Source organism: Novosphingobium sp. KN65.2, from assembly GCF_001368935.1.
In the GTDB taxonomy this organism is placed as follows: Bacteria; Pseudomonadota; Alphaproteobacteria; order Sphingomonadales; family Sphingomonadaceae; genus Novosphingobium; species Novosphingobium mathurense.
Genome location: NZ_CCBH010000167.1, coordinates 71,289 through 77,880 on the forward strand (window position 1 = coordinate 71,289; position 6,592 = coordinate 77,880).

Sequence of the window (6,592 nt, forward strand, 5' to 3'; positions counted from 1 at the left end):
AACAGCCATGGAAACTCGGCAAATCGCCCCCGGCCTTTCGGTCTGCGGCCAGATCGCACCCGGCGATCTCGAGGCGCTCGCCGCGCTGGGCTTTCGCGCCATCGTGTGCAATCGCCCCGACGGCGAGGAAGCCGGCCAGCCGAATTTCGCAATGCTGGCCGATGCGGCGGGCGCGCAAGGCATCGCCATGCGCTACCTGCCCGTCGGCGGCGGCGTGACGGCCCAGGATCAGGCCGCCGACTTCGCCGCGGCCCTTCAGGACCTCCCCGCGCCCGTGCTTGCCTATTGCCGGACCGGCAACCGCTCCGAGCAGGTCGCCAAGGCTGCCTTTGCACGTGCCCCGGCACCGCAGGGCGCAAAGGCGCCGCACTACGAGGTGCTGATCGTCGGCGGCGGTTCTGCCGGGATCGCCACCGCAGCCTCGATTCTCAAGCGCCGCCACGGGCTTTCCCTCGGAATCGTCGAACCGCGCGAGGATCACTTCTACCAGCCGGGCTGGACCATGGTCGGTGGCGGCGTCTTCCAGCAGCGCGACACCGTGCGCAAGACCGCCTCGGTCCTGCCGCGCGGGGCCGAATGGATCCGCGATGCGGTCTCCAGCTTCGATCCCGATGCCAACGCGGTCCAGCTCGCCGGGGGCACCCGCGTCACTTACGACATCCTGATCGTTGCCATGGGCAATCGCCTGGCCTGGGAGAAGATCGCCGGACTGGAAGCCACGCTCGGGAAGAACGGCGTCACCTCGAACTACCGCTTCGACCTGGCTCCCTACACCTGGCAGCTCGTCCAGCAGATGCAGGGTGGCCGCGCGCTGTTCACCCAGCCGCCGATGCCGATCAAGTGCGCAGGCGCGCCCCAGAAGGCCATGTACCTGTCGTGCAGCGAGTGGGAGAAGCAGGGCCTGCTGAAGAACATCGAGGTCGAATTCCACAATGCCGGAGGCGTCCTGTTCGGGGTGCCGGAATATGTGCCCGCGCTGATGGAGACGGTCGAACGCTATGGCATCGGCCTGAACTTCGAATCGAACCTCATCGCCGTCGACGGGCCGAACCGCACCGCGACCTTCCGCACCCCTGACGGCGAGGTCACCCGCAACTTCGACATGCTCCACGTCGTCCCGCCGCAGGAGGGCAACAGCGTGGTCGCGGCCAGTCCGCTGGCGGACGCGAACGGCTATGCCGAAGTCGATGCCGCAACCTTGCGCCATGTCCGCTTCGCCAATGTCTTTGCGCTGGGAGACGGCTGCAACACCGGCAACGCCAAGACCGCCGCAGCGGCGCGCAAGCAGGCCCCGGTCGTTGCCGTCAATGCCCTTGCCGCGCTCGACGGCCGCGATGCGGTCGCGGCGTACGACGGCTACGGCTCCTGCCCGCTCACGGTCGATCGCGGCCACATCGTCCTTGCCGAGTTCACTTACGGCGGCAAGCTCTCCCCGACCCTGCCGACCTGGCTGATCGACGGCACGCGGCCCTCGCGCCTGGCCTGGTACCTCAAGGCCGACGCGCTGCCGCCGATATACTGGCACGGCATGCTCAAAGGCCGCGAGTGGCTCGTCCCGCCGGTTCCCCTGCAGTAGACGAAAGGAGCGCAGGCCATGATCGACCCCGTCCAGATCGACACGCTCCACCTCGCGCTTGGCGCGCTGTCGGGCGTTCTCGTCGGCTTCACGCTCGGCCTCGTCGGAGGCGGCGGATCGATCCTCGCCGTGCCGCTGATGGTCTATCTCGTCGGCGTGCAAAGCCCCCACGTGGCGATCGGCACCAGCGCCTTTGCCGTTGCCGTCAACGCCGCCACCGGCCTTGTCCAGCACGCCCGCGCCCATAACGTGAAATGGCGGTGCGGTGCGGTCTATGCCGCCTCCGGCATCCTCGGCGCGTTTCTCGGCTCGACGCTCGGCAAGGCGATCGACGGGCAAAAGCTGCTCTTCCTCTTTGCACTCGTCATGATCGCGGTCGGCGTGCTAATGATCCGCGGCCGCCGCAACCAGGGGGAGCCCGGGGCGCAGTGCAATCGCGACAATGCCCCCAAGGTCGTCTCGTTCGGCCTGGGCACCGGCGTCTTTTCCGGCTTCTTCGGGATCGGCGGCGGCTTCCTCATCGTCCCCGGCCTCGTCGCATCGACCTCGATGCCGATGATCAATGCGGTGGGCACCAGCCTCGTCGCGGTGACCGCCTTCGGCCTGACCACCGCGCTCAACTACGCCGCCTCGGGACTTGTCGACTGGCTGCTGGCGGCAGTGTTCATCGTCGGCGGCATACTTGGCGGCGTGGGCGGCACCCTGGCGGCCAAGCGCCTGTCCGGCGCGGGGACGCTGACCACCGTCTTTGCCGGCCTGATCTTCGTCGTTGCCGCCTACATGCTCTGGAAAAGCGGAACCTCGATCTGAGACGCATTGCCGACAAGGAGCAGAAATGCCTTCAAATCGAGGCGCTTGTAGGTCAAGGTCGCGGCGTCGTCGAAAGTTGTCGCGAGGTCGGCATGTCGGAAAAGACCTTCCAGCGCTGGCGCAAGGCGCGCTTGCAGCGCCTCATCCAGACCGGCCGCACAGGCCGCACTACCTGATCGCATCATCCTGCCGGGCCTAATTCCACGCACGCCCCGCGACCGTCACGACACTGCAGCCGGACAGCACGGACCGGCACCGAAAGGACAGGAGGGAAAGATCCATGTGGGATCACGCCGACGCCTTGCTGCTGGCACGCATCCAGTTCGCCTTCACGGTGAGCTTCCATTTCATATTCCCGGCCTTCTCCATCGGCCTTGCCAGTTACCTCGCGGTGCTGGAAGGCCTGTGGCTGAAGACGGGCAAGGCTCTGTACCTCGACCTCTTCCGCTACTGGCTCAAGATCTTCGCGGTCGCCTTTGCGATGGGCGTCGTCTCCGGCATCGTCATGTCCTACCAGTTCGGCACCAACTGGGCGGTGTTCTCGGACAAGGCCGGGCCGGTGATCGGCCCGCTGATGGCCTATGAGGTGCTGACCGCCTTCTTCCTCGAAGCCGGATTCCTGGGCGTCATGCTGTTCGGCATGGAGCGGGTGGGGCGCAAGCTGCACTTCTTCGCCACCTGCATGGTGGCCGGCGGAACCTTCGTCTCGGCCTTCTGGATCCTCTCGGTCAATTCCTGGATGCAGACCCCAACCGGTTTCGAGATCGGCGCCAACGGCCAGTTCCTGCCCGGACCGAGCTGGATCGACGTGATCTTCAACCCCAGCTTCCCCTATCGCCTGCTGCACACCGTGACCGCCGCCTATCTCACCACCGCCTTCGCGGTCGGCGGGGTCGGCGCCTGGCATCTGCTGCGCGACCGGACCAATGCCCACGCGCGCAAGATGTTCTCTATGGCGATGTGGATGGCCGCGCTCGTCGCGCCGGTGCAGATCTTCCTCGGTGACGCCCACGGCCTCAACACGCTGGAACACCAGCCGGCCAAGGTCATGGCGATGGAAGGCCATTACCGGAGCCATCCCGACGGTGCGCCGCTGATCCTCTTCGGCATTCCCGACAGCAAGGAAAAGCGCGTCGATTACGCGATCGAGGTGCCCAAGCTTTCCTCGCTGATCCTCAAGCACGATCCGAACGCACCGCTTGCCGGCCTCGACACCGTTCCCGAAGCCGACCAGCCGCCTGTTGGGCCCGTATTCTGGGCCTTTCGGGTCATGGTCGGGCTAGGCTTCGCAATGCTCGGCATCGGCCTGTGGAGCCTGCTGGGGCGTGCGCGGGGCAAGCTCTACGACTGGCGCTGGCTGCACCGTGCGGCAATCGCGATGGGGCCCTCGGGCTTCGTCGCAGTGATTGCCGGATGGATGACCACCGAGGTCGGCCGCCAGCCCTGGACGGTCTACGGCCTGCTGCGCACCGCCGATTCCGCCTCCCCGCTCGACGCGCCCGCGGTCGGAGCCTCGCTGCTGGCATTCGTGGTAGTCTATTTCTCCGTCTTCTCGATCGGCACCTGGTATATCCTCAAGCTGATGGACAAGGCGCCGCACCCGCAGGAAACCGGGCTTGAGGACGGGCCCGTCCGCACCGCCGGAATCACGCCCGGGCCGCACCAGCATCCCGCCGGAAAGGGGGAGTAAGCAGGATGGACGTCAACTTCGACCTCACCGTCATCTGGGCCTTCATCATCGCCTTCGGCGTCTTCGCCTATGTCGTAATGGACGGCTTCGACCTTGGCATCGGCATCCTCTTTCCCAGCTTCAAGGTGGGCGAGGGACGCAACCGAGCGATGAATTCCATCGCGCCGGTGTGGGACGGCAACGAGACCTGGCTGGTGCTGGGCGGCGGCGGCCTCTTCGCCGCGTTCCCGCTGGCCTATGCAATCGTGCTGCCCGCGACCTATCCGCTGATCATCGCCATGCTGCTCGGCCTCGTCTTTCGCGGCGTCGCCTTCGAATTCAGATGGCGCGATCCGGCGCACCGGCCATTCTGGGACCTCGCCTTCTCGGGCGGATCGTTCGTCGCAGCGATGGCGCAGGGAATGACGCTCGGCGCGATCCTGCAGGGCATCGAGGTGTCGAACCGCGCCTATGCGGGCTCATGGTGGGATTGGCTGACACCCTACACGCTGCTGACCGGCCTCGGCGTGGTGGCAGGCTACGCCTTGCTCGGCGCGACCTGGCTGGTCTGGAAACTGGACGGCACGCCGCAGGCCCATGCCTACAAGGTGGCGAAGCGCGCCGCCGTGGCAACGCTCGTGCTGCTTGTCGCCGTCAGCCTCTACACGCCGCTGCTCGATGAGGATTACTGGACCCGCTGGTTCGAAATGCCGAACGTCCTGTTCGCGGCGCAAGTCCCGCTGCTTACCGCGATCCTTGCCTTCCTGCTGTTCCGCGCCCTCGCCAAGCGACACGAGGCCGCGCCCTTCTGGTTCGCTCTGGGCATCTTCCTGCTCGGCATGGCGGGCCTTGGTGTCAGCATGTGGCCCTATGTCGTTCCTGGCGAAGTGACGATCTGGCATGCCGCCGCGCCCGAACGCAGCCAGATCTTCATGCTGGTTGGCGTTGCGCTGACCTTGCCGCTGATCCTCATCTACACCGGCTGGGCCTACTGGGTGTTCCGCGGCAAGGTCGGCCACGAAGGCTATCACTGATGAAGGGCTCGCGCCTCGACGCAGACGAAGCCCCGCTGTGGAAGCGGTTGGGCTGGATGGCGCTGATCTGGGTCGGGAGCGTGACCGGGCTGGGGCTCCTCTCGCTCGCGATCCGGTTCTGGCTGAAATAGCCGGCGCCCCGCGTCCGCCGAATCAATCGAGCAAGGCCGTCTCGACGCCCTTTGCCGCGGCCTGGGCACGCAGCGCCCCCACGGTGATTTCGGACCGGGAGAACTGCTCGAACAGCGCCTCGTGGCGCAACCAGCGGATCGCATTGCCGTGGGTGACCTTGTCGATCACCGCCTGGGGCATCTCGCCGAGCTGCTCAAGGCACTGTGCCGCCGCGTCTGCCCATGGCCCCATGGTGCGCGGATAGCCTGCGGCAAAGGCGATGTTGTCCTCGCCCGCTTCGGCCCAGTTGGCGAGACCTGAGGGGTCCCACCGGAAGGCATGGCAGAAGTGCCGGGCAAGCAGATGCGAGGGCATCACATCGTGTCGACCCGACTCTTTCCCTGCCGGGCTGCGCCAATCCATCAGGTCCGCGCGGGCAGCGAGGAAAGACACCCAACCGATCGAGCCTTCGGGCATGACGATGCGCAATTCCGGGCACGCGTGCAGCGCGTCGAGCTGGAGCCAGTCGGCAAGCGCCTGCGCTGTCGCCAGCGGCATCGTCGCAACCCAGGCATCGACACCGGCGGCGCCTGCATTCCCGGGCGCCCCCTGCCCGGCGCCGGGGCGGCAGGCCACGGTCATGTCGTGATCGGCAAGGGCGCGAAAGATCGGGAGCCAACGGTCATCGCGGATCGGCGGCAGGCCCTGCAGGACCGGATTCGCGCCAAGGGCGATGACCCGCAGCCCCTTGCGCGCAAGACGGTCGATTTCCGCAAGGCTCGCCTGCACATCCCAGGTCGGCAGGATGCCCAGGGGTACGAGGCGACCGGGGTAGGCCATGCACCACTCGTCGAAATGCCAGTCGTTGACGGCCCGCAGGTGGCGCAGTGCCAGCACCTTGTCCGGGGCCGCATGGAAGATGGCACTATCGGCCCTCAGCGCATCGCCGAAACACAGCGAGGCGGCCACGCCGTTCGCGTCCATTTCGTCGATCCTTGCGTGGACATCCTGGCAGCCGGACCGCAGGTGGACTGGCGCGACCGTTTCGGGGCCAGCGCCACCAGCGAGAAACGAGGCGCAGTGAGCGACTGGCCATGCGCGGTCCTGATAGAACCAGGCCGGGGCGCCTTGCGTATCCACGCCCCGCCTCGGCGCGGCAGCCAGCAGCCCGCCGCAAAGCTGGTTGTCGAACAGGCTGGACGGTTCGCAAAGGTGGTCTTCGGTGCTGATGATGACGAGGTCATCGCGCTGCATCACTTCAACTCCCGGCTTGCCAGTTGCACCCTTGCGCAAGGCGCCGGGGCATTCGACAGTCTGGCCATCGCCGCGCCGGGCGCATTGACGCGCATCAATCGCTATGCCGCGAGGGCCTTGCGGAAAAAGAAAGGGGGG

The 6,592-nt window shown here is 66.7% G+C and carries 7 protein-coding genes; 5 read left to right on the forward strand and 2 right to left on the reverse strand.

From position 1 onward, the window contains the following. Nucleotides 1–7: 7 nt before the first annotated feature. Both SPHV1_RS15630 and SPHV1_RS15635 read left to right on the forward strand, forming a co-directional pair. Entirely contained in the window at nt 8–1,576 is a 1,569-nt protein-coding gene (locus SPHV1_RS15630) for a bifunctional protein tyrosine phosphatase family protein/NAD(P)/FAD-dependent oxidoreductase (protein ID WP_054946961.1), read from the forward strand. 18 nt (nt 1,577–1,594) lie between these two features. Next, nucleotides 1,595–2,386 (forward strand): sulfite exporter TauE/SafE family protein, encoded by a 792-nt coding sequence (locus SPHV1_RS15635; RefSeq protein ID WP_054946962.1) that lies wholly within the window; start codon nt 1,595–1,597, stop codon nt 2,384–2,386. Here the strand turns inward: SPHV1_RS15635 and SPHV1_RS15640 are convergent. Then, nucleotides 2,353–2,571, reverse strand: a complete 219-nt coding sequence (locus tag SPHV1_RS15640) for a hypothetical protein (protein ID WP_054946963.1) — start codon at nt 2,569–2,571, stop codon at nt 2,353–2,355. The genes SPHV1_RS15635 and SPHV1_RS15640 overlap by 34 nt on opposite strands. Before the next feature lie 95 nt (nt 2,572–2,666). On the opposite strand from SPHV1_RS15640, the gene SPHV1_RS15645 reads away from it, so the two are divergent. From SPHV1_RS15645 to SPHV1_RS24490, 3 genes are read left to right on the forward strand one after another with little or no spacing between them, the layout of a single operon-like run. Further along, nucleotides 2,667–4,076 (forward strand): cytochrome ubiquinol oxidase subunit I, encoded by a 1,410-nt coding sequence (locus SPHV1_RS15645; protein ID WP_054946964.1) that lies wholly within the window; start codon nt 2,667–2,669, stop codon nt 4,074–4,076. Between the two features lie 5 nt (nt 4,077–4,081). Next, entirely contained in the window at nt 4,082–5,089 is a 1,008-nt protein-coding gene (gene cydB, locus SPHV1_RS15650) for a cytochrome d ubiquinol oxidase subunit II (RefSeq protein WP_054946965.1), read from the forward strand. Further along, complete coding sequence (locus SPHV1_RS24490; protein WP_082431030.1) at nt 5,089–5,220, forward strand: DUF2474 family protein; 132 nt, start codon at nt 5,089–5,091, stop codon at nt 5,218–5,220. The genes cydB and SPHV1_RS24490 overlap by 1 nt, the downstream gene beginning before the upstream one ends. A gap of 22 nt (nt 5,221–5,242) precedes the next feature. On the opposite strand, the gene SPHV1_RS15655 is transcribed toward SPHV1_RS24490, so the two are convergent. Beyond that, the coding region (locus SPHV1_RS15655; protein ID WP_231634700.1) for an amidohydrolase family protein at nt 5,243–6,592 on the reverse strand (1,350 nt) is incomplete at its 5' end.